Origin of the sequence: Vibrio sp. Vb0304 (genome assembly GCF_033338995.1) — a bacterium.
Taxonomy (GTDB): domain Bacteria; phylum Pseudomonadota; class Gammaproteobacteria; order Enterobacterales; family Vibrionaceae; genus Vibrio; species Vibrio alginolyticus.
This window is the reverse complement of sequence record NZ_JAWOTT010000020.1, coordinates 1-21478: the sequence shown is the minus strand read 5'-3', so window position 1 is coordinate 21478 and position 21478 is coordinate 1. Positions and strand designations below refer to the sequence as shown.

Below are 21478 nucleotides of genomic sequence, written 5' to 3'. Positions count from 1 at the left end.
TTACTCCTTAAAACCTAATGTGCCAACAGCGGGGGTAAGTGATTTTTTAATGATGTTTTGTTTGGTATTGTCTGAAATCAAGCGATAAGTTGCACTCTGTTTTACGCTATTTTGGAACCAATACTCACGCTTTGATGGCGCATCATCTTCTGCATCGTACTCCACTTGCATGGCAAGGTAATGGTCTGCTTCTTTAATTGGCAATGTTACCTTGTACACAACCAATTCGGCGCTAGTTTGGTCTTGAGTTTGTAGCGTGACTAAATCTGCGTTTTGATGCCACGAGCCTGACATCAAATCATCTTTTGTTGCCTTGGTGTTGGTACTCAATGTAATACCATTCGTTGCAGCGCGCCGTGGCAGTTGAATATGCACTTCCAAACCGATTAACTCACGATGTGTGTAACCTGGGTAGGCCTGTATTTTTTCAACAGGTTGATGGTATACTGTAGGCTGTTGAATAATAGATTGTAAGTCAAACAGCGCTTGCTGCACCAATGCTGAATTATGCTTCTCTCTCTCGGGCAAGCTCGAAGATTGGCTCCACTGAGTGCGAGCTGGGTGATAACCCCAAGGCAGTTTATCTAACCATTTTTGGAAATCATCTTGTTTCAGTTTATTCAACTTATAATTGATGGCTAAGTATGTAACTGTAAGAATAACTAAAGCTGCCGTTACCGGGCCACCAAAAAGCAAGTTAGTCGAAAAAGTACCAGTAGAGGCTCCTAAGAACTGAAACGCACCAATCGCACCAGTTAAACCAAGTGTTACGGTATTTGCTAAATATAATTTGCTTTCGAGGCCATAAACGTTATCGATACTCTGCCAAGAACGGTAAGCCTCAATACCTGAAGCTAGCGCTCCTAAAGCCCCTGTGATTGCGAGCCATTTATGGAATACCTTTAAGTCATCAAGGATCAAGTTTTCAAAACCTTCGACATTTTGATTCACTAACTCTTTTAAGACTTTGTATGAATGAGCTCTTAATTTGGGATCACCCTTCACATTCTCCCATAATTTACCCGTACGAATCCCCGTCCAAGCGTTAGCTGTATAAAAAAGCTTTTGTTGGATATCCAAAAATTCATCTGAGGATGTTAACCCTGTGTCTTGGATACTGCTCATGGCATCACCAAGCGCGATGCAGTTAAATACTAATGCCAGAAAGCCTAGACCACCGGCATTCTCGAACAGTTTATTCAAATCATTGAGCTTATTCATCACGATCCGCGTTCTAAGCTCGATGGTTCTTTGAGGTAGATCATCAGGTAACTCAATGTACTGCGGGTACTCCAATGTAGCTACAGCGAGAGCCTTCTTAATAGTCTTTCTATTTTCTAAAGCTGTTGTGTATTTAGAGTCAGCTTTGCGGTTATTTTTCTGGAAGTCAGCAATGATTGCACCGTTTTTTTCGAGCTTAATCAGATAATCATTTACGCGTGTTTTCCATTTTTTAAAATCGTGAGCGTAACCTTCTTTTATTGTTACGGGCATATTGTGTGCCATATGTTCTGCAATAACGGCAAATAAATAATAGCTATGACGGTTCAGAGGTTTAGCGAAAACAGGCATCAGCGAAATTGATACTTGTGAGGTCATGCTAACACCAAACTCTACAACGCCTTTTGCAAGCGCACCTATTGCAGATTTAAAAATAATATCCAGCTCTTGGAAACCTTTGGCGATATCTTTGAGAAAGGCTGTTTCCGCAGTGTTTGGGTTGGAAACAAAGTCCATGATCTTAGAGTACATATTCACGCGGTTGCTGGTATCAGATATCTGGTCCATCAACTGATTATCAGGATCAGGATTTTCTGAGACGATCGACTGTTCATCAAGTGCCTCTGTAATATTCTTCTCCATCACTTTAAATAAACTACGACTAAACCCAGAGGCATAGAGAGCAAGTAAACTGGTTGGTCTTTCCCATTGGCTTTCAGCCCATTGGCGGTCTTCTTCTTGCATCACCAGAGTAAATGACTCAACGGCTTGCTTGTGCAGTTGATACAAGCTGTACTGCGTGTCTTCGCTGTATAGGTCGAAGATTCTCTCAAGATGATGAGGTGTCAAAGATTCCATTACAGCAATAAAGTCGCGTTTGACCGAAACCACTTGGGCTAGCATGGTTTCTTTTTGTTCTGACAGCTCTTGCATCTCGCTCAGCATTTGCTTCCAGTTGAGCTGCTGACGCCAGCGTTCAGTCGCTATCCATTGTTCGTATTTACCAAAACGGCTCGCAGAAATTCGATATTTGTCCTGTATCGCTTTAGCAATGTCACTTTGGGTATGTTGGTGTGATTCAATCGCTCCAGCGGAAAATTTAGCAGGATAGCCGGACTGAACTGAGCTTTTGTTCTGCTCTGCCAAATCAAGTTGGTGAGAGGAGTCATAATAGTCAGCCATGTCGGTATAAAACGACAGCTCTTCGCCGTTACGCTTAACGCTAGCTGGCATGTCTATCTCGTCACTTGCACCAAACATACACAGTTGCATGGCGGTCTGCATCAAGTTCCACTGGTTTGAAAACTGGTCAGTGAAAAGGCGGTAAGGGCTTGCGGCACCAACAAAATGCAGTGACATATCTTGAATGTCTGCGGCGTAATCTTTTATCGCGACGAAGTAGCCTGATTCTTCTTCTGGAATCGCAGAGGTTAAATCGCTTTCGACTGCGACAGGTTTAAAGACAGAACCATCTTCATCTGCTTTGGTGGCGATGCCAGAATCCGCAAAGCGACCATCATCGACGGCAGAAGATTCAATATCAGCGACTTGGGTTAACTTATCTATTGGTGCAATGTTGTGCTGATTCTCGTTTGAGGACAGAACAATGGTTTGCATGCGATCGATATGATTACTCGGATTGTTAAGTACGCGCATGAACGTGTGCCATGTCCACCGGTGCTCAGAGAAGCAAATCGATAGTACGCTTCCGTTGACGTAAGTAAGGAAGGGCTTTGCATCTTGTGGTGTCCCACGCTGCTCTGATTTTGGGCTTTCTGATTCTCCCAACTTATAGAGCGTGAATTGCGTTCCTTTGATTTCGTATTCGTCTAAGCTTTTGTTGATTGCATCATAGACATACAGCCAACCGTCGCGCAGTTGACGCAGGGTGTAACCAACGGTATTGAGTTTGGCTGGGCCTTAGCCTTTCCATTCTTCAGGCAAACCAAAAGGTTGTGTCTCTTCTGTTTCTAGCTGATCGATGGCATAGCGGACTGGGATAAAGTGCGCAGGTGATGCTTCCGTTGCTTCCTTCTCAGTTTTTAAATTGAGAGGCTCTGGTTCAGACGGCGGTGGCGGATCGATTTTTTTTGTTTCTCCCTCCCAAAACATACTGCGCTCTGGGGGTGAGCCAGCAAGATCATCGGATTCCGTGGTTGGAACGATATTCAGCGATTTCAGTGTACCATCGCTTTCAAATGCCTGAACGGCCTCCTCATAGGTATAGCTGTTGTCATACCAGAACATAGAAGTTTTTGGGGGAAGTGGATGATTCATCGTTAGCCCATGTTTAAGAGTTTTACTCTGTTACGCAAATATCGCACCAAAATAAAGCTATTAAAAATCAATGAGTTAGTTTTTTATGGTTTTGCGTCAATCAAATAATTGTTTGTTTTTCCAATAAGTTGGTTGGTGTTTACCATTTTTTGTATTGATTGAATCAAAGTTTGAGTTGTGAGTGATGCCTCAATGAGCCGACAAAACAAAAGGGCTCCAGAGTTACCTCTGGAGCCCTTTCTAGTATTTAAGTGCTAAAGAGTTAGCGACGCTTTGGTTTACGTTGACCAGCTGGTTTGCCTTGTCCTTGTGGGCGACCTTGGCCTTGCGGCTTGCTACCTGCCGGGCGGTTTGCACCGTTGCCGCTAGGACGTTGGCCGTTGCTTGCAGGGCGTTGACCACCTGTAGCTTTACCCGAACCGTTACGGTTGCCAGATGGTTTACCATCTTTTGAACCGCCTTCAGAACGTTTGTTCAAATGACCACCGAAGCCTGGTTGGTTTTTGGTATGTTTGGTTGCAAAGCGGTTTGCCCCGTGACGACCAGATTTACGACGTTGCGCAGGTGTTTGTGCTTCAATGTCTTCTGCAGGAACGAGACAGCCTTGTTTGTCACCAATCAAATGTTTTTTACCCATACTGATTAGGGCTTCACGGATCATTGGCCAGTTTGCTGGATCGTGATAACGCAACAGCGCTTTATGCAGGCGACGTTGACGTTCACCTTTTGCTACAGGTACATCTTCACGTTTTTTGTACTTCACGCGTTTCAGAGGGTTTGTCTCTGAGTAGTACATCGACGTTGCGTTACACATTGGCGAAGGGTAGAAGTTTTGTACTTGATCACATTCGAAGTTGTTCTTTTTCAGCCACAGAGCAAGGTTCAGCATGTCTTCGTCTTCTGTGCCTGGGTGCGCAGAGATAAAATAAGGGATTAAGTACTGCTTCTTGCCTGCTTCTGCACTGTATTTCTCGAACATCTCTTTAAAGCGATCGTACGTACCCATGCCTGGCTTCATCATCAGATCAAGAGGACCTTTCTCTGTATGTTCCGGTGCAATCTTCAAGTAACCGCCTACGTGGTGAGTCACGAGCTCTTTCACGTATTCTGGTGATTCAATCGCAAGGTCGTAACGTACGCCAGATGCAACCATCACTTTCTTCACGCCTTCAACTTTACGCGCTTCGCGGTATAAATCGATCGTGTGTTTGTGGTCTGTGTTTAGCTTGTTACAGATGCCCGGGAATACACAAGAAGGACGACGACAGTTCGCTTCCGCTTTTGGATCTTTACAGCCCAGGCGGTACATGTTTGCAGTCGGGCCACCAAGATCGGAAATTGTGCCGGTAAAGCCTGGAACTTTGTCGCGAATTTCTTCAATCTCGTTGATGATAGACTCTTTCGAACGGTTTTGAATGATTCGACCTTCATGCTCGGTAATCGAACAGAAAGAACAGCCACCAAAGCAACCACGCATGATGTTCACAGACGTCTTGATCATGTCGTACGCAGGAATTTTTGCTTTGCCGTACATAGGATGAGGAACACGCGCGTAAGGCAGGCCAAACACAAAGTCCATCTCTTCGGTCGTCAATGGAATTGGAGCTTGGTTTACCCAAAGTTCACGATCACCATGGCTTTGAAGTAACGCTCGACCAGAGTACGGGTTCGTTTCTAAATGCAGTACACGGCTTGCATGCGCATAAAGAATGCGATCGTTTCTTAGCTTTTCAAACGAAGGTAAACGGACCGCAGTCGTCGCAGCATCGTGGCGTGATGGGCGAATTGTGATTGGTTGTGCAACTGGCTCGTCTTTTTTAGTTTCACACTGAGTTTCTACTTCGTATGGGTTCTTTGGTACGAACGCTTCTTTACGAGGTTTTTCAATGCGAGAAGAATCAATAACCGTGTAGCCTTCTGGTGCAGCTGGCAAGTTCACGGCAGTACCACGAATATTGGTCATGGTGCTGATGTCTTCGCCGTTTGCGATGCGATGTGCTACTTCGACAAGTGCGCGCTCTGCGTTACCAAAAAGTAGGATGTCTGCTTTTGCATCAAACAGTACAGAACGGCGAACTTTATCTGACCAGTAATCGTAGTGTGCAACACGGCGTAGGCTAGCTTCGATACCACCTAAAACAATAGGTACTTCTTTGTATGCCTCACGACAACGTTGAGAGTAAACCAACGTTGCTCGGTCTGGGCGTTTACCACCTTCGTTATTCGGTGTGTACGCGTCATCGTGACGAAGCTTTTTATCCGCGGTGTAACGGTTGATCATGGAGTCCATGTTACCCGCAGTGATCCCGAAGAACAGATTTGGCTTACCAAGTTGCATGAACGCATCTTTATTTTGCCATTCTGGTTGAGCAATGATACCGACACGGAAACCTTGTGCTTCTAGCAGGCGGCCAATGATAGCCATACCAAAGCTTGGGTGATCCACATAAGCGTCACCGGTTACAATGATAATGTCACAGCTATCCCATCCTAGGGCATCCATTTCTTTGCGACTGGTCGGCAAGAAAGGTGCCGTACCAAAACACTCTGCCCAGTATTTTTTGTACTCATGAATAGGAGTGATGTTATTGGTCATATTTTGCTCTCTGTTCCAGGGAGCGCGAATTATAGCGATTTGATTATCAGGTATCTATAACAAACTCATCTATTCAAGCTTAGTTCATCGAGTTTTATTTGGTTTGTAAAAATATCAATGCTCTATCGGCGATTTTCTGTCTAATTTCACCTTGAAAGCCTCATGGTTATAGATCGGTTCATGAAAAATGTCGCAATCTTAATACAAAGCATAAGCAATGGTGTGCTTATATGGGGTAAAGCCTATAATCAAATTGGTGCATATTAAATACAAAAGGCTGAGCTGCTCTGGAAATAGTTCTAAGTCGATAGGCTTATCGTTGACACAATCCATCTATAAAGAGGATCGGCAGGTCCCAACTGGAATGTCGCGAATTGACTGTGAATTTTGAGCCTTGGGCTAATTACAAAAAAAGGGGCTAGGGTATGAGTGAATCTACGACAACAGTGCATCCAAAAATGCAAACGACTTCCAGTCTAACTCCTGTTATAGAGTGGTCTTACGATATTGATACTCGCGAGTTCGAATGTGATCAGCAAGGAATGGCAAAGGCATTTGGGATAAGTACGCCAGTAACCAGCCTAAATAACTTGTTTGATCATATGCTGATGGGGCAACAAGAAACGCTAAAACAACGAATTCTAGAAGTGGAACTCTTTGGCGGACGGGGGCGGTTTTCTTGTTGCATGATGCTAAAAAACGTTAACTTAGTGCACGTTACTATTAGTTTTGAAAGGCTCAATAAGCGCATTATCCAAGGCACTATCATTCCACAATTAACAATCACTGGTTGCGAGGAGTTAGCGAAAATTCTCGAAACGATTTTTGATTTGCCAAATGTAGGCGTTTTAGTTGCCGATGAAGATACGCGCATTTTAGGTTGTAACCGCGCCTTTGAGTTACAAATGGGCTATCAAAACCGAGATCTGGTTGGGCTTAAAACTCATATATTCAGTACCTCTCACCATAGCCAAGCGTTTTATGATCAGCTGTGGCAGCAAATTAATGATGAAGGATGTTGGTGTGGTAACTTGCTGAGCAAAACAGCAAACGGTAGCAACCAAGCTCATCATCTTTGTATTTACCGACTTACGTTTCACTCTGGACGAATTCTTTATCTCGGATTTTCTACGGATATTTCTGCTTCGTTGTTGTGGATGAAAAATCGTTGTGAACAACAGCATGATTGGGCTGCCTTTTTACCGACGAGGAAAGAATTTGAACTCCAATTAGCTACCTTAGCGAATGAAAGCAGAAATAAAGAACTCAACATTGTTATGACACTAAGACCCAAGTTTTCGGAGAGATACTTGCTTGAACAGCAATTAGGTTTTGCAGATTTTATTATGCGAAGTCGCTACACCAGTATTGCGGGGCAGTTATCTCGGGATGTGTTTGTCGTATGCTTGCAGACCCCTCATTGTCAATGGTTGAGCCCGGTTCGTCTGATCCAAATTGCCATGAAAGGGTTCTTTAATGAGCTTAGAAATGAAATGGGCACAAAAATGCATGCCACTATCGTTAAAGGCCAAACTGGTGTGTCAATCCTTGGCTATGATACGAACCGACCAAGACAAGCGCTAGCACATGCAGCGCAAGCAATGTTGTCCTCTATTTCCGGTGAAGGCAGCTATTTCAACTTTTACGACAGTGAACTTCACTCTGAATTAGTGAAGCGCCAACATCTCGAGGCGTTTTTGGAGGCGCAAATAGAGAGTGGGCTAGTGGACGTTTACTTTCAACCGATTATCGACGTTCAAACCGGAAGCGTGGTTAAGTTCGAGGCTCTCGCACGCTTCTATGATGAAAATGATGCGTATTGTACGCAAAAGATGATCGCTATTATTGAAGATCTAGAACTCATAGCGGCACTTGATGATGTGGTCTGCCAAGCTGCGTTGAAGCACTTTCCGCGCTTACAAGAAATTTATGGCGAGGAAGTGGGCGTGACCATCAATCGCTCCCTCAATACGAAATTGGATTCTCTTCAGATCCTTCAGCGGTCGCATGATTTGATTAAAGCCAGTGGTGTAGACCCTAAGCGAGTAACTATCGAGCTAACAGAAACCGCGTATTTTGAACAAGATGAGGAGCATACTCGATCTCTAGAGGAAGTGCGGAAAGAGGGCATTGAGATCGCGATTGATGACTTCGGTACTGGGTATTCTTCTTTTTCTTATCTAGAAAAAGGGCAGTTTGATTTACTGAAAATAGACCGAAAATTCGTTAAGAACATTCATAAAGGGAGCACCAGCTATAACATTGTGAAAATGGTCACCGAGCTTGCACAGCAAATGAATGTAAAAGTGGTTGCTGAAGGCGTGGAATCTAAGCAAGAACTTCAAGTATTGGCAGAAATCGGTGTCGATTACATGCAGGGCTTTCTATTTTCTGCTGCCGTGCCTGTCGATTTGATGGATAAAGCGGACAGTTATGAGCATCTGTTCTCTGACATCGCGGTTGAGTCTAAGCAAAGTGATGTGTTGCAATCTGTGAGCCATGAACAAGTCAGGTCTATGGACCCTGGAGAACCGCTCTCCTTGGCAGTGGAGTACATGAATTTGAATCCAAGCTCGCCTTTAGTTGTTCTCAATGAAAATCGTTGTGTTGGGTTAATTACGAAAGAGACGGTGAATTTACACCTAACGCCTTCGATGGGAACAGAGCGAGAAACTGAACGAGAAAGCCGAATTTGGAAACGTCCTGTTAATCAGATAATGAGCACCGAATTTGTGTTGGTTGATGAGGATTGACCTGTCTCTGTTATTCGAGAGTTGGTTAAAACCGGGATTCGTTTCCCTTGGGTACTGTGTAATACCAAAGAAGAGTACCGTGGAGTTTTAACGCAGGAAGACGCGTTGAAGTATCTTGCTTCTCTGTGAATAAAATTGTCTTACCGTTTTAGCTCATTTTGGGGCCGACTTTCGGTGGTTTGGCGATAGTTGATTTGATATTATCGCCCCCCAAAATGACTTTTGAGCGTGCATTCAACATGATTCAACAATTGCTGGTTACTTTCCCTCCGATGCTATTTGGCGCACAAGCGCTACTAACTTTGCTTCTAATCAAGGGCGATATTTGTCCTGGTCAGCGAGGACGTCTTCATAAAATGTTGCCTGCAGTAGCTGTATTGTGGCTCGCTGTTGCGTCACTTCGCATTGAAGCATTTATGATCGTGTTTGCTATTTTCTACTTCTATTCTCAGGTTCAAACCAAGAAAACGCGTGAAAAAGGGCCACTATGGGCGATGCATTTAGCGAATGGTTTGGCCTTTGCGTATGTGAGTATTCAAGTATTTGAGCAATCAAGCTGGCCAGCATCGATAGCGATGGCGCTAATGATATTTTTCCTTGGGGCGTCATTTTCTCAATTGCTGCTTACGATAGCTCGCAGCAGATTACAGGCATTTCACCGTATTTTACCAGTTACGGGCATTGTGTCTGGAATGCTATTAGTCATCGCAACGTTGTTTGCTTCTTACCAGTTAAATGAAGCCACACTAAACGCTGCGACACAGCCGATCTTGCTGTCTTTAGCTATGCTAATTTCTTCAATTATTGTGTGGTGTTGGCATATTTTTACGCATAAGAAACCAGAAAAGGTGCAACTGAGCGTTGCCTTGTTTCTAGCACTCGCGTCGATGACGAGCCTGCAAGGTTTATTCTCTCTCGCGGCTTAACCTCTATTCTAAAGACAAAGCTAGACAGCTTATATCCAAGTGCTTTCTTGGTGCTTGGGTATAAGGTGATCACGTTTTAGATCGCACTCACTTTAAATTCGCGTGATTACTACTACGCTTGTTTATATACCTTGTCGAAGAGGAGAGTCGCGATGGATTTAAGCAATGTAGGTAATCTGGACAGCACTATTTTGCTAGGTATCGTCAACGAAAAGCTACGTTTAGAGTGCGACAGTTTTGACGAGTTAGTATCAGTGTATGAGATGGATGTAGAGTCTGTAGTCGGCAAGCTTGATATGCTCGGTTATCAGTACGATCCATTGACTAACCAATTTAAAGCATATCAACGCTAAGCCTTTCATAACCCAAATCTTTTAAGCCACCTTGATTCCGTCAAGGTGGCTTTTACATTGTAGCCTCGCGGTTGCGAAAAAAGCTTGTAAGTAACGCTTTTCTTTCTCTGAATGACGCGTTGCAGCAAACAAGCGACGCCATAAGCCTTGGCCGAAAGGTTTACTGGTAATAAGACCTTGGCGAGAAAATTCAGAAATCGCCCAATTGGGTAGTGCCGCCACCCCTAATCCAGCAGAGACCATCTGAACTAACATGAGAGTGTTGTCGGCTTGCTTCCATTTCGCAGGTTCTATTCCTGCTGGCTGAAGAAAGTGCTTTACGACGTCTAGCCTTTGTTTTTGAACCGGATAAGAGAGCATGGTTTGATCTGCGAGATCTTGCGGATCAATAATTTCTTTTTCCGCCAATGGGTGGTTGGTTGCGGTAATTAAACGCATTTCAAAGTCGAATAGAGGCTCGTAGTGGACTTCAGATCGAGGTTGGATATCGGAAGTAATAACGAGATCGAGTTCGCCTGCCAATAGAGCTGGGAGTGGTTCAAAGCCAAAACCAGAGGAAAAGTCCAATGTTACGCTAGGCCAAGCAAGTTGGTACTCCCTAAGTGCAGGCATTAGCCATTGGAAGCAAGAGTGACATTCAATGGCCATATGTAATCGGCCATTGACGTCCTCTTTCAAGCTCGCTAAATCATTTTCTGCTCTTGCGAGTTTCGGAAGGATATCTTCTGCAAGACGCAATAGGATTTCTCCCTCTGAAGTGAACTTCACCGGACGAGTCTTTCTCAGGAACAGTTGCCCTCCAATTCGCGCCTCCAAATCTTTGATCTGATGAGACAGTGCCGACTGAGTGAGATGTAAAGCGGTCGCTGTTGCCGTTAGAGAGCCAGTGTCTCGAAGCGAAGTGAGTGTCCGCAAATGTTTTAGCTCTATCATGAATTCCTTTCATCCTTTGTTGCTCGCTATGAACAGAATAGCAATCGTGTAAATAACTTAACGACAAAAAATGGATATGTAAACGTCTAGACGTCTATTTGTTGTTTTTATTTGCGAATCATGTCGCTTCATGATGAATTTTTTTAATAAACAAGTTGAATAAATGGACGTTGTTCTAATATCAGATGAGAGCGATAGTTTAGCCATCCAGACATCTTATTCTTTACCGAAAGATGCTCTGATCCAAACAAATTGAACAAAATTGAGAAAGGAATAGGGACATGGCGACAACGACTCACATATTAGGTTATCCACGCATCGGTGAAAAACGAGAATTAAAATTCGCTCAGGAAAAATACTGGCGCGGAGAAATTGATCAAGCAGAGCTTAAAAAGGTTGGAGCAGATCTGCGCGCTAAAAACTGGCAAACGCAAACAGATGCTGGCTTGAGTTTTACCACCGCTGGCGATTTTGCTTGGTACGATCATGTACTGACGACCACGTTGTTACTGGGTCACGTGCCAAAACGTCACGCAGACGGTTTCCCTGATTTGGATACGCTATTCAAAGTGGGTCGCGGTCAATCTCAAGCGGGTTGCGGCTGTGCGGGCGCTGCAGCATCGGATATGACTAAATGGTTCAACACAAACTACCACTACATCGTACCTGAATTTAGCAAGGACGATACATTTGAAGTGAGTTGGCCTCAACTGTTTGAAGAAGTCAACGAAGCAACCCAAGCTGGGCATAAAGTGAAGCCAGTTTTGCTTGGTCCAGTCAGTTATCTTTACTTAGGTAAAGAGGTAGAAGAAGGGTTCGATCGCCTGACGCTACTGCCACGATTGCTTACGGCTTACCAAGCTATTTTGGCAAAGCTCGCAAGTCAAGGTGTTGAGTGGGTTCAGATTGATGAGCCAATTTTGTCACTGGAGCTAGAAAGCAAATGGGCTGATGCGTTCAAGCTAGCGTACCAAGTGATTCGAAGCGATGTAAAAGTGCTGCTAACGACGTACTTTGACTCTATAAGCGATACGCTAGACAAAATTGTAAAGCTACCAGTGGATGGTTTACATATCGATTTATCTGCCGCGCCTCAGCAGCTTGACGACGTGGTTGCCAAACTACCGGAGGGGTGGGTGCTGTCTGCTGGCGTGGTCAACGGTCGTAACGTGTGGCGCTCGGATTTGAGTGCGCAACTTGAACGTCTACAGCCAGTAAAAGAAAAACTGGGCGACAACCTTTGGGTTGCGAGCTCATGCTCTTTGCTACATAGCCCGGTTGATCTGGAACAGGAAACAGAACTCAGTGAGGAAGTGAAAAGCTGGTTTGCGTTCGCAAAACAAAAAGTAACAGAAGTCGCCTTGCTTGGCCGCGCACTCGATGGTGATCAAGATGCGATTCTCGCTTGTGATACCTACAGCCAGCCAATCAAAGCACGTAAAACGGCAACGCATGTGAATAAGCCACAAGTTCAAGCACGTTTAAACAGTATTACTGCGTCACTTGCCGAGCGCAGCGCACCTTACGCGGAGCGTGCTGCGCATCAAGCTGAAGTATTGGGCTTGCCTCTGTTGCCAACCACGACAATCGGTTCTTTCCCTCAAACGGGTGAAATTCGTGTTCAGCGCAGTGCTTATCGTACAGGTCAATTATCTGAGTCTGAATATATCCAAGCACTTAAAGGACATATTGCTGACGCAGTAAAACGTCAAGAGGCGCTCGACCTAGATGTGCTTGTTCATGGTGAAGCAGAGCGTAACGACATGGTGGAATACTTCGCTGAGAACTTGGCGGGTTTTCAAACGACCAAATTTGGTTGGGTACAGAGTTATGGCTCTCGCTGTGTGAAACCTGCCATTGTAGTTGCTGACATTGAACGTGAAAAACCGATCACGGTTGAATGGTCGACGTACGCCCAGTCGCTAACCAGCAAACAGATGAAAGGCATGTTGACTGGACCAGTTACGATTTTGTGTTGGACGTTCCCACGTGAAGACATCACACGTCAAGAAATTGCGCAGCAACTTGCTTTGGCACTGCGTGATGAGGTGTCTGACCTGCAAGATGCAGGCATCAATATCATTCAAATTGATGAGCCAGCCATTCGAGAAGGTTTACCACTCAAAAAACGCGATCAAAAAGCGTACTTAGAATGGGCCGTAAATGCGTTTAAGGTCTCTGCGGCAAGTGCAAAACCAGAAACTCAGATTCACACTCATATGTGTTACAGCGAGTTCAATGAAATCATTGATTCGGTTGCGGCACTCGATGCGGACGTCATTACCATTGAAACATCTCGCTCGAATATGGAGTTGCTGAAAGCATTTGAAGAGTTCAATTACCCGAACGAAATTGGCCCTGGTGTTTATGACATTCACTCACCAAACATTCCTACGGAAGAATGGATTGAAGGTTTAATCAAGAAAGCGGCAGAAAAAATTCCGGCTCAACGTTTGTGGGTAAACCCAGATTGTGGTCTGAAAACAAGAAACTGGAAGGAGACAGAAGCCGCATTGGCAAATCTGGTTTCAGCGGCGAAGAAGCTCCGTGCTGAGCTGGCGTAACACGTCGTTACAGCAAATAAAAACGGAGACTGTGGTCTCCGTTTTTCTATTCTTAATTGTTAACTTTCGTTTTCAGATTATCCAATAATAGCGAATCATCGTCTCATGCCGAAAGCAACAAAAATTACTGTAGCTACTTCACCTGAGTACAAGTCTGTGCTGAAACCAACTCATCTGCCATCAACTGACCGCGAGAATTACGTACCTTAATACGATACATCAAGCCCATATCAATTTGCTTGCGAACTTCTGGGTTGCTGCAGTAGGTATAGATACTGGTATTCAGTACTTGATTTAACGGCTTTGCACCGAGGGCGCCATCGTTATAAATCATCATCATCTCTACAACATTTTTGTTGGATGAGACACGCATTATTTGCAGTGGACCGTACTCTAAAGGGAGACCAGCTGACAAGACTCCTGCTCGGTTTGATGCCATAAGCTCAAGTTGGCGCTGCTTATCATCGGTTGATGAGCAGCCAGCCAGAGCACCAAATACCAAGAAAAGACACAGTAATTTTTTCATAAATTAAAACACTTTTTTGAACGGTTTCACGATTACATTATCGTAAACACCAGCCGCTACGTAAGGATCGGCTTCTGCCCACGCTTTAGCATCCTCTAGCGAGGCGAATTCAGCGATGACAGTTGAGCCCGTAAATCCAGCTTCACCAGGATTGTCAGAATCTATCGCAGGCATCGGACCAGCTGTAAGAAGGCGACCTTCGTCTTGTAGCTTTTGTAAGCGATCCAAGTGTTGTGGGCGAACGCTCATGCGTTTTTCCAACGAGTTCTCAACGTCCTGTGAAAAGATGACATACCACATAGCATAGTTCCTTAATTGGTAGGGTAAAGTGTTAATTTAACGCCTTTTTTGTGTCTCTCACAAGTGAACAACAGAAAATGTGAGATCCTTTCTAACTGTTAGCGTTGTAGGTTGACTAATTCTGAACCGGACGTGGTTTACCTTCACTGTCAATGGCTACGTAGTTGAAGGTCGCATCACAAACCATGAAGCGTTCGCCAACACCGTGAGCTTTGACGGGTTTGACCCATACTTCCAAATCGACACTCATGGATGTGCGGCCGATCTTAGTGCATTCGCCGTAGCAGCATACGACATCGCCCACACCAACAGGTTTTTTGAACGTAATGCTTGATACCGAAACGGTGACAACGCGACCACAAGAGATCTCTTTTGCCAGAATCGCGCCCGCTAAGTCGAGCTGAGACATTATCCAACCGCCAAAAATATCGCCATTGGCGTTTGTATCTGCAGGCATTGCAAGGGTACGAAGCAGCATTTGACCTTTCGGAGAGCTAATTTCTTGACTCATTGTGACATCCTAAATCTTAAAGGCGCTCAAACTAAGCGCCAACATAGTAAATACCTAGAACCAAAGGTCCTTAAAAAACCGCAGATACCGGACCAGAGAAAGTTGGTTTACAGCAGCAAGAATGGTCTGAAAACGGTACGTTGTTTGAGCGGTTTACTGATACATGGAGCAAAACAGCGACCCTAAGGTCGCTGTGAAGTCGCGGATTATAGCAAAACTGAGTTTTTAATCATCAGTGGACACATCGGATGAGTTATTTTTTTGTTCTTTTGGCATGTGTTTATAAATGTAAAAGCCAGTCGCAATCATGTAGGCAAATGTCGCGATCAACATTCCAAATACTTTGAAGTTAACCCAAACATCCAACGGCAATTCGTAAGCAATATAAATGTTTAGGCCAGCGAAGAATGAGAAGAAGCCAACCCAAGCCCAGTTAATCTTTGCCCAAACAGCGTCAGGTAACGTAATTTCCTTGCCTAGCATACCTTTGATGGCTGATTTTCCCAATGCGTGGCTCACTGCTAAGCCAATCGCCAGAATCGCGTAAATGATGGTGACTTTCCACTTTATAAAATTGTCGTCGTGGAAGAAAAGGGTCATGCCGCCGAAGATAGTGACGATAACAAATGTTATTAGCTGCATCTTTTCGACTTTCTTATACAGCGCATAGGTGACGACAAGCTGAATGGCTGTTGCTACGATCAGTGCACCTGTCGCCACGTAGATGTCGTACAGCTTGTATAAAGCGAAGAAAACGATGAGTGGTATAAAGTCTAGGATCTGCTTCATGATGGCAAAATCTACCTAATTGTTGAATTGAAGACAGTCTAACGGAATCTGACAAGATGTGAATACTGAGGAAGTTAAGGTAAGAATAGTAACGCTTAGTATATCGTACAGCCCGCAAGCTTCTTCCATGTCGAAACAGCATATGGAAGGAATAAAAATTGCCGCGATGAGGCGGCAATAAAGTTGAGAGTTTTAAACCTTAAGCCACACGTTGATATTGGGAAATAAGCGTTTTTACATCTTCTAAATAGCCTTCCCGTAGTAAGTTATCGACCGTTGCTTCTAGCTCTTCGAGAGACATCGTGAAGCAAGTGGATTTACCAGTCATCAGGCTCAGATATTGATGATACTCTTCTTCTGTATAGTGGCCTAAGCGATCAAGTAACAGTGTTTTGATTCCATGATGAATCAAGCCGTAGTATGTATGTCGATGAAGTAACATGGCGATCTCCTTATCAAGCTCATACGCTACTCATTTGCAGCCTGCTTGACCTTCTGGATAATTCGATTTACTCCAATAATGCACATCTAGTGCCAGTTCTATATTTGCAAATTAAAAAGTGTTGGAAGGTGCAAAATTCTCGTTCTGTAGCCATCTTTGGATGACGACTTGAAGTGCATTTAACGTGGTGGGCTTTTCGAGTCTGTCATCCATGAGTTTCGAAATTAGCTCCAACTCTCTAGCTCCAGACTCACCAGATAAGGCAATGATTGGAACGGAGGATGTGATTTGCTTAATCCGTTGGCTTGCGTCAAATCCATTCATTACCGGCATTTGGACATCCATAAGAACGAGATCAATCTTGTGAGAGTGGAATAGTTCTACCGCAGAGGCTCCATTATTTGCTTGTAAGCTGTTGACTCCCAGCCTTTTTAAATACATCTGTACCAAGGTGCGTTGCACCTCTTTGTCATCAACAATGAGCACTGTTGGTGCATCTATAGATACTTGTACGTGTTGAGCTGAATGATTTTCAGAATGTGATGGAGTTGCTTTCCAGCTATCAAAGTCCGGTGCTCTTAATGTCTCTGGTTTTGGTGCGTTTGGTACGACTGGGAAATACAAGTAGAATTCTGTGAACTCGTTCAATTCAGACTGGCACTCTATTCGTCCTCCGAAGGAGCGCATAACACGTTGGCAATAGCCCAAACCTAAGCCACTGCCTCCGCTTTTTTGATACGAGAAAAAGTCATCAAATATCTTGTGTAAGATACTGCTATCTATACCTGGCCCACTATCTCGGAAGATCAGAATGTTTTCGTAAGCCCCCGTCTGGGTACGAATCTCAATTTGACTGTCGGGATAAGAATCAAAATAGTAGATAGCGTTACGAATCAAATTGAAAATGACAAAGTTAAACAGGGTCTCATTTAACTTCGCGACAAAATCGTGTGCCTGTGGCAGGTTAATTCTCTCTATTATTTGATCGTTTTCAAAACCATAACGGCTTACTGCTTGGTCGATGGCTTTATGTATGGAAGTGAGAGCTAAAGGCTCATGCTCTGGTGAACTGTCGCTAACTTCTCGTAAAATAATATCGATAAGTTGTCGACCGCGTTGTATAGCGGCTTCACCTTTATCAATTTCTCTTTTTAGCGTATCCAGTGAGGCGTTTGACTCTATATGTTGTTTTAAAGCTTCAAATTGTAATTGTACTTGAGCGAGAGGGTTACGCATTTCATGTGCAATGGAGTTAGCCAGCGCACGGCTTTGGCGTACCTTTCTATCGGCTTCAATGGTGCTCTGGATGCGAACTAATAACGTTTGCAGAGCTGAGATTTCTTCATTAGAAAACAGCTTATTATCTATTTTATGTGAAGAAATTAGTAAGTGAGTAACAGACTTTCCACGACCGAAGAGAGGCATAACGAGCGCAGTATTGCTTGAGCGCATGCGCTCGTAGAGCTTTCTCATCGACCCTTTAGAAGAGGAGGCATAATCAATTTCTTCAGACAACTCATCAAGCACGAGAACTGACTTGCTTGACGGCAGGTACTCTTCGTAAAACGTTTCTGTGTAATTGCTAGTGACTAGCTGCAGCTTGTTGTTTGGTATGTTAAGTAACGATGCCAACTGATGCATAGCATCATCTATTGAGCGTTTAAACTCTTCCTCTAACCCAAGGATTTGCTGAACGGGAGTGTGTCGTTTCCCATAAATAAAATACGAAGCGTAACGACTGACTCGCTTAAAAAGCAAGTGCCAAGTGATACCGATAAGCGCACATAAAGGTACCGCAACAAGCCATTGGTTATCTTCAGAGATAGGAATAAATATCGCCCCTAGCGGCAGAACAAAAATGGCGCAGACTAAGAGCGCGCTTACCGTTAAGTACGTGAGATATTTAGCGCTGTAGAAGCGAGAGGTAAGTAGGGCATAGCCCACAAACAACATTTCGCTGATTGAAAGTGCTGGTGGTAACCAAGTTAGGGAGAAGTCGCCAAGGAAATACGTCATTCCAAGGTGTATCACTGCCGTAGATAACATGAATACCAAAATGCCAGCGATCATATAGTTGCTTTTTGCTAGCGTGAGTTTGCTGCTGTTCGCGCGCATGGCAATCAAGTTAAGCAGCGTTAGTACCACGAAAGCTAGCAAACTAATGAAAAAATATGAGGTATGTGGGCCAAATTCAATGACGAACTGGCTTGGACCACTAATGGTGACATTTTCGACAGTAAGATTCGGCACTAAGTTGATGTACAGTGAATACGTTGCTAGTGTGACAAAGACGACTTTTTGCCAGACTTTGACCGCTGTTTTTTTAACATCTGCGGTTAACTGGCAAGAAAAATAGAATGCAAACGCAAAGGCGAAAAAAGACGCTAAGTTCGCTAACTTAGCCATAAAAATGCCACCAACAGAGCCTAATTCTGGCAATAAATCGGTATGGAAATAGGCGTTGCTGCTTATCCAAACAATGATACAGCTGGAATAAGCGATGTAAGGCGCGTGATGCGAGCCTAAGATTGATTCACTCTTCTGTTTTAGGCGATAGCAGTAATACAGTAGCCAAGCGAATACTATTAGTACAGTCGCGTACAATGCCATTGCTTTTGGGTAAAAGAGACCGTGCAAATGAACATCAAGCATGCTCATTCACCTTTTTATCCATTCTTTTTGTTCGTACGCAATGTTTGTAGTCGCGAAATTGTATGTCTTGAAATGCTTCAACCATCATACCTAAATTCCAGAAACCGCGGTATGTCTTGGTACCGTCACCGTTAATGTCGCGGTATCCTGAGTGAAAGTAGGCACTTAAATCAATAGATTGATAGAAATTTAACATAAACACTTGCTCAATAATGGTAAAGCCGAGCTTATAGCCTGCTTTATAGAGCTCGCTCATCATAGTTTTTTGCGCCAGATACAAAAAATACAGCTTTTGTTGAATGTTGCCTCCCACCGTAAGACGCAGTACTTCGCAAACCGCTTCAGTGTTCTTTACATGAGATTGAAACTGAGCATCAAACCCAACAAGAGTGTGCTCAGGAGTTAGAGCACGACACTCCAAAATACCCAGTTGATTGAGAACACTGTACCCATGATTAGGAAAGCAAAACTGCCATTGTTCGTTACTAAACTGTGGTGAGTAACTGAGCCAGTTATTTCGTTGATGCCAGCTTTGCACTAAAGCGGAGGAGACCAAGATTGGTGAAGATGACGATTTGAGCAAGAGCGCAAAGTGCTGCCCTTTTTGCGAGAGTGATAAAAGAGGCAAGATTTCAAACCATTGTTCAGTTTGGACGAAAAGCTCAAGATTACTCAGTGTGATCGCTTCGGAAATCGGCATTAACGCTGCATGATTTGGCAGCATTACCTCAAGATCGCAATCTGCGATATCTTCAATTAACACGCTAGTATAGCTGTGGTCGTCAAACGGAAGCGGAGTAGGAATTGCAGCTTCGTTTGAAGGATATTTTTGCTTGATTGCTTCGATCTCGCATTGACACCAGAAAACCATCCAATGCGGGTAACAATCTGCGGCAAGTTGTTCAAGTAAATGAATCTCTTTGGAGAAACCTGTCGGATACTGTTGCACTAAATCTCGATAATCCATTAACTCAAATAGTGCAGAAAGACTTTTTGATGCGTGTTTAGGAAAGAGAGATTTAAGCAGTTTTATTCGATACAGAGCAACCTGTTGAAAAAGAGCATCTCGTTTTTGTTTCGTTAGGGTAAGAATAACTGAGTCAACCAGTGCCTGCTGCTTTGATTCGATCGGCAAATTTGTTTTGGTGAGATATTCCAAAGATTGCTCAAGACTCATGATATAACCTAGTTCTAACGTTTTGTTATATTTTGTAATGGTTTATATCATTTTGAAAAATTTATGCCATCGGTTTCTATTTGTATAGTTACGTAATGCAAGAAAAGACAAAAAAACCGCTCATTATGAGCGGTTTTTGGTCTATTCAAGAAAGGGTTAGGCTTCTTGCTTTTTTAGCTCAGCTTCTGCCGTTTCTTCTTCAATTAGCGCATCAACGATAACTGCACATGCAGCATCACCTGTGATGTTCAGTGCTGTACGAATCATATCGAAAATACGGTCAAGAGCGAATAGCAGCGGTAGACCTTCAATTGGAATGCCAGCGGCAAGAAGTACGGCAACCACAAGGAAAGAAGGGCCAGGAACACCCGCTTGACCAACCGCACCTAATGTAGACGTTACGATAATTGCAATGTAAGCGCCCATGCCTAGATCGATATTGAACAGTTGAGCAAAGAAGATCGCAACCAAGCCATAGTAAATTGCATTACCTGACATGTTGATCGTTGCGCCTAGAGGCAGAACAAATGATGCAGTTGAATTTTTTACGCCCAGCTCTTTTTCACAGGTGTCCATTGTGACAGGCAGTGTTGCCATAGAGGACGCTGTTGAAAGCGCAACTGCTTGCGGTTTCTTCATTGAAGACAGGAATTTCTTCGCAGATGTCTTCGTGAAAACATGCACCATTGCTGGGTAAACAACGAAACCGAAGATTAGGATGGCGGCAACGTAAACAACGAACAGTTTAAACACCACCATTAGCGCACCAAAACCAAACGTACCGACGGCTTCTGCCATCAGACCAAATACACCGATAGGTGCAATGATCATTACTTTGTTGATCATCCAAACCATTGCGTCAACGATGCAGTTAACACCATTGATGATTGGTTCACGACGCTCTTTTGCTTGCTTAGAAATCGCAATACCAAAGAACATACAGAAAACGAGGATCTGTAGGATGTTTGCTTCATTTAGTGATTGGAAAACGTTGGTTGGGATCATACCAGTGATGGTTGCCCAGAAAGTAGGTAGTTCACCTTTTGAAGCGTATTCTGCTGAGAACATGCCTTCAACGCCAGAGACGTCGATACCCATGCCTGGTTGGAATACTTCACCCATAAATAGTGCAAGCGCAACGGCTAGGGCGGATGTTAAACCAAAATAACCTAGAGTGACGATGCCAACTTTACCTGCTGACTGGCTGTTCCCAAGACCAGCGGCGCCAGAAATCAAGGCTACAGCGACCAAAGGAATAACCAACATTTTGATTAAGTTGATAAAGATAGCACCTAAAGGAGCGAACACTGTCGCATCATGACCCATCATGGCACCAACGGCTGTGCCCACGATCATGGCGATTACGACTTGTACGCCAATGTTGTTTAGCAAACTCTTTTCTTTTAACACTTCCATAACCTCTGTGCTAATAAAATGTAAAATCCTAAAATTACCCAC

Annotated in this window: 13 protein-coding genes and 2 pseudogenes; 4 read left to right on the top strand and 11 right to left on the bottom strand. The window is 43.9% G+C overall.

The window, feature by feature from the left end; all coding sequences use genetic code 11:
- Positions 1–3498: pseudogene (locus R7P35_RS18905) on the bottom strand (T6SS effector BTH_I2691 family protein).
- Between the two features lie 262 nt (positions 3499–3760).
- Entirely contained in the window at positions 3761–6094 is a 2334-nt protein-coding gene (locus R7P35_RS18900; RefSeq protein WP_205461175.1) for a YgiQ family radical SAM protein, read from the bottom strand.
- A gap of 425 nt (positions 6095–6519) precedes the next feature.
- Here R7P35_RS18900 and R7P35_RS18895 point away from each other — a divergent pair.
- The 3 genes and pseudogenes from R7P35_RS18895 (at position 6520) to R7P35_RS18885 (ending at position 10126) form a co-directional block, all read left to right on the top strand.
- Positions 6520–8976: pseudogene (locus R7P35_RS18895) on the top strand (EAL domain-containing protein).
- Between the two features lie 86 nt (positions 8977–9062).
- A complete protein-coding gene (locus tag R7P35_RS18890; protein WP_005376761.1) occupies positions 9063–9773 on the top strand; it encodes a hypothetical protein in 711 nt (236 codons plus the stop codon).
- Between the two features lie 152 nt (positions 9774–9925).
- Positions 9926–10126, top strand: a complete 201-nt coding sequence (locus tag R7P35_RS18885; protein WP_005376762.1) for a DUF4250 domain-containing protein — start codon at positions 9926–9928, stop codon at positions 10124–10126.
- Positions 10127–10147: 21 nt separating this feature from the next.
- On the opposite strand, the gene metR is transcribed toward R7P35_RS18885, so the two are convergent.
- Positions 10148–11059, bottom strand: a complete 912-nt coding sequence (gene metR, locus R7P35_RS18880; RefSeq protein ID WP_005376763.1) for an HTH-type transcriptional regulator MetR — start codon at positions 11057–11059, stop codon at positions 10148–10150.
- 281 nt (positions 11060–11340) lie between these two features.
- Here metR and metE point away from each other — a divergent pair, with 281 nt between their 5' ends.
- The gene (gene metE / locus R7P35_RS18875; RefSeq protein WP_047103313.1) at positions 11341–13623 is read left to right on the top strand and encodes a 5-methyltetrahydropteroyltriglutamate--homocysteine S-methyltransferase; all 2283 of its coding nucleotides are present in this window, start codon (positions 11341–11343) and stop codon (positions 13621–13623) included.
- 133 nt (positions 13624–13756) lie between these two features.
- Here the strand turns inward: metE and R7P35_RS18870 are convergent, their stop codons facing one another.
- From R7P35_RS18870 to R7P35_RS18835, 8 genes are all read right to left on the bottom strand, one after another.
- Positions 13757–14149 (bottom strand): GspS/AspS pilotin family protein, encoded by a 393-nt coding sequence (locus tag R7P35_RS18870; protein ID WP_005376765.1) that lies wholly within the window; start codon positions 14147–14149, stop codon positions 13757–13759.
- Between the two features lie 3 nt (positions 14150–14152).
- Complete coding sequence (locus tag R7P35_RS18865; RefSeq protein ID WP_005376766.1) at positions 14153–14449, bottom strand: YciI family protein; 297 nt, start codon at positions 14447–14449, stop codon at positions 14153–14155.
- A gap of 115 nt (positions 14450–14564) precedes the next feature.
- A complete protein-coding gene (gene yciA, locus R7P35_RS18860) occupies positions 14565–14960 on the bottom strand; it encodes an acyl-CoA thioester hydrolase YciA (RefSeq protein WP_005376768.1) in 396 nt (131 codons plus the stop codon).
- A 225-nt stretch (positions 14961–15185) separates the two neighbouring features.
- Positions 15186–15749: a septation protein A gene (locus tag R7P35_RS18855; protein ID WP_005376769.1), complete on the bottom strand. Its 564-nt coding sequence runs from the start codon at positions 15747–15749 to the stop codon at positions 15186–15188.
- 199 nt (positions 15750–15948) lie between these two features.
- A complete protein-coding gene (locus tag R7P35_RS18850) occupies positions 15949–16191 on the bottom strand; it encodes a hypothetical protein (protein ID WP_005376770.1) in 243 nt (80 codons plus the stop codon).
- Between the two features lie 111 nt (positions 16192–16302).
- Positions 16303–18843 (bottom strand): hybrid sensor histidine kinase/response regulator, encoded by a 2541-nt coding sequence (locus R7P35_RS18845; RefSeq protein WP_047103309.1) that lies wholly within the window; start codon positions 18841–18843, stop codon positions 16303–16305.
- The gene (locus R7P35_RS18840; RefSeq protein WP_047103307.1) at positions 18836–20020 is read right to left on the bottom strand and encodes an acyl-homoserine-lactone synthase; all 1185 of its coding nucleotides are present in this window, start codon (positions 20018–20020) and stop codon (positions 18836–18838) included. Before R7P35_RS18840 ends, R7P35_RS18845 begins: the two co-directional genes overlap by 8 nt.
- Before the next feature lie 156 nt (positions 20021–20176).
- The gene (locus tag R7P35_RS18835) at positions 20177–21436 is read right to left on the bottom strand and encodes a dicarboxylate/amino acid:cation symporter (RefSeq protein ID WP_005376774.1); all 1260 of its coding nucleotides are present in this window, start codon (positions 21434–21436) and stop codon (positions 20177–20179) included.
- Positions 21437–21478: the final 42 nt, after the last annotated feature.